Source organism: Oleiphilus sp. HI0067 (assembly GCF_001635735.1).
In genome coordinates this window covers 1-1,131 of record NZ_LWFI01000132.1, presented here as the reverse complement: position 1 = coordinate 1,131, position 1,131 = coordinate 1, and the positions used below count along the sequence as shown (strand labels likewise).

Genomic DNA, 1,131 nt, shown 5'->3' with positions numbered 1-1,131 from the left:
ATATAAACTGATTATTAAGGCAACTCCAAAAAGCCCATTTCCCAGTGCTTTCTTATCGAAGAATATAGCTAATATTGCAGCAAACAAAATAAAAAAAATTAGTGTCATCATGGTTTATATAACCCGAATTACAGAGTTCAAGGGTTTTAACTCTACAAGAATATAGTCATTGCCTAGTACAAACGTCCAGTGCGAAATAAAGCGATCAAAATTATAGACGCTTATCCATTCAAAGAATGAGTTTATGTTACTTCTAGTTTTTCGATAATTGATTTGTTTGGATTAAGTTAGCATCAAAAAACTTACCAACAAGTTGCAAGAATACATCCTTAACACCTAGCGTAGGATCATATGTAAGATCAAATAACTACAATGACCTATCAATATAAATACCAAGAAAACGGAAAGATGGCATGCTAGCTGACCTTGTTAGGCCAATTCATAACACCATCGCAATGCATCTTTTACACTACCAAATCTTTTTATATCCCACTTTACATCAAACGACTCTGCGGTTAACTGATAGTAGAAGATCAGGGCATCTGTAATTGGATGATTGGAGGTAATAACAAGTATTGGATCAGGGAACTCTAAAGAGATATTTCTATCACTTTCGACCGTAATCCTTACTTGTTCTAATGTGACTTTTGAGAGGTCTGCTGAATCAAAGTTAAAAACAACAAACAAACAAGAATACAAGCGCTCGTCTTCGTAAAGCTTTTGATTCGCCTCATCTATATCTTCTATCGAAGTCTCACCTACAAACTCGACTAAAACTCCGTTTTTAATCCAACCTATCTTATATGACACGTAATAGTTGTCCTGAGTTTGACTAACGCCCACATTAATGACATTGCTTTAACTTTGTCCAACAATCGGATGTAGCTTGCTACTTGCGCAGCTTATGCGTGCTAGGATTTTTCAAAAATTGAATTTAATTCTGGTAAGCGCACTCTTTTACACTCTTTGTTCCAACACTATTTACCTATATTAAAAGTACCTTGATCAGAAAAATATACACTGTGACGTTATCGATAAAGCTTAGAAATTGGTTTCAATCAGGGATTTAAAGTATTCAACGATATCTGTGGGTCCTCCCTCTTCTACCTTTTGCATAAATAAGATTTACAT

At 34.7% G+C, this 1,131-nt stretch carries 2 protein-coding genes; both read right to left on the bottom strand.

What is annotated here, in order from left to right:
• Window positions 1-108 (bottom strand): DUF5993 family protein (locus tag A3739_RS31300; protein WP_369821075.1); only part of this gene is annotated, 108 nt, incomplete at its 3' end.
• 321 nt (window positions 109-429) lie between these two features.
• Window positions 430-810 (bottom strand): hypothetical protein, encoded by a 381-nt coding sequence (locus A3739_RS01770; protein ID WP_156493128.1) that lies wholly within the window; start codon window positions 808-810, stop codon window positions 430-432.
• Window positions 811-1,131 lie beyond the last annotated feature (321 nt).